Source organism: Bacillus cereus group sp. BfR-BA-01316 (assembly GCF_022664195.1).
In the GTDB taxonomy this organism is placed as follows: Bacteria; Bacillota; Bacilli; order Bacillales; family Bacillaceae_G; genus Bacillus_A.
Window position 1 is genome coordinate 1 of record NZ_JAKUGX010000080.1, and the last position, 950, is coordinate 950.

The window sequence follows — 950 nt, forward strand, 5'->3', positions numbered from 1 at the left end:
TTTTTTTATTACTTTTCCATTTTTTAGGTGTGGGAATTTAGCAACACATGTGTGGGAATTTTCCCACACCCTACCCCTTATAAACCCTTTCTATTACTGACTTTCTTCACTTTGCTCTTCTCACTCTTATATATAGGGCTAAAAGTTCCGCAAGGAACGGGTCGTATTTTTGAGAAAATCACTCAAAAATCTCCACCCTCAAAATCAAAAAAGTCGGTTCGTTGATCCTCACCTAAAGGCTACCGCCTTTTCTTTTTGATTTTGTCCTTGCGAAATTTTTTTTGGCTCGTGTGCTTTTTTCGCCAAGCCGACAGACAAAAAGCAAAGCAATGGTTCTCGACTTGGACTAGCAAGTATACGAGCCGAACCGCTTAGATCGTTCGCTCTAAAATAGTTTTTATTCAAAATTGATACGTTTAATGCGTGGGGTTTCGCCCCCACACGACGAGCCAGCACTCTAGCCAAAAAGCAAAGGAAAGAGATCTAAAATAGCGAAGCATAGGGAATCATGTATAAAATATTTATAGAGAGTTAACGAAATATTTTATTATCTATATATAATAATTATATTTTAATGTGTTTAAACTATTTTAAAATGTTTTCTTATATAAATTATCCAGTATCATATTGTAAATTATAAAGTTAATTACTAATAAAAAAGAAAAAAGGTATGTAAGATGCTACAAGAACAAATTCTAAAATCTTTAAAAGGTATTGAATTTCTTACATCTTTTCATACATTAAAACCAGAATAATTTAGAAAGTTGGCATTTACAAATAGAATATAAAATTTCAGTATCAGTGGATGAAGCTTTGTACATGGAGTAATGGCTATATAAACCTTGTTTAGGAGTGAAATAATGAAAAATTTATGGATTAACCGTGGTAAAATGTGGGAAATATCCTCTAAACAAATGATTGTTTTTAAATCTTCAACTTTAAAGAATGAA

General features: G+C 31.8%; 1 protein-coding gene. It reads right to left on the reverse strand.

Annotated elements, in window-relative coordinates; all coding sequences use genetic code 11:
- Positions 1-228 precede the first annotated feature (228 nt).
- A complete protein-coding gene (locus MR071_RS24980; protein ID WP_242238241.1) occupies positions 229-441 on the reverse strand; it encodes a hypothetical protein in 213 nt (70 codons plus the stop codon).
- Between the last annotated feature and the right edge of the window lie 509 nt (positions 442-950).